Annotated in this window: 1 pseudogene; it reads left to right on the top strand. The window is 46.1% G+C overall.

Going from position 1 to position 447, the window contains the following annotated elements:
• Positions 1-447: pseudogene (locus BHE89_RS20750) on the top strand (S-type pyocin domain-containing protein); the annotation flags it as partial.

Genomic DNA, 447 nt, shown 5'->3' with positions numbered 1-447 from the left:
AAAAAAAGTACCGTCATCACAGGTGTGCGATTTCGGATTGTTGAAAATGAAAATACGGCATATGCCAATAAAGTCGCCGGCTATATCGTCAATGAGGCCAGTGGACTTAATCATGTCAGAGTCCGATTTGCTACACGTCATGAAGATGGTACTGCGTCATTTTCAGATCCCGATATTGATGGAGAATTTCATTGGGATATGGCAGGGAATACCGCAGAATATATCCCCTCAAACCCCAGTGATGCTTTTCAAACTGTTAAATTCAGTTTAAATAATGGGCGTCAAGAGACCCTTATCCATGATGGGGGGGAGGTGGGCTATACCACACCGCCACTTCCGTTACCCGAGCCCCAAGAAATTTGGCGCTTGCCTAACCCTATTCCTGAAAAGACGTTGAATGCGCCTCCCGGTTTTCCAGAAGAACGGCAGAATGGTTGGGTAGAAACC

It is taken from the genome of Shigella sp. FC1967, assembly GCF_001743005.1.
In the GTDB taxonomy this organism is placed as follows: Bacteria; Pseudomonadota; Gammaproteobacteria; order Enterobacterales; family Enterobacteriaceae; genus Proteus.
The sequence above is the reverse complement of the archived record's forward strand: the minus strand, read 5'-3'. Positions and strand labels throughout refer to the sequence as shown.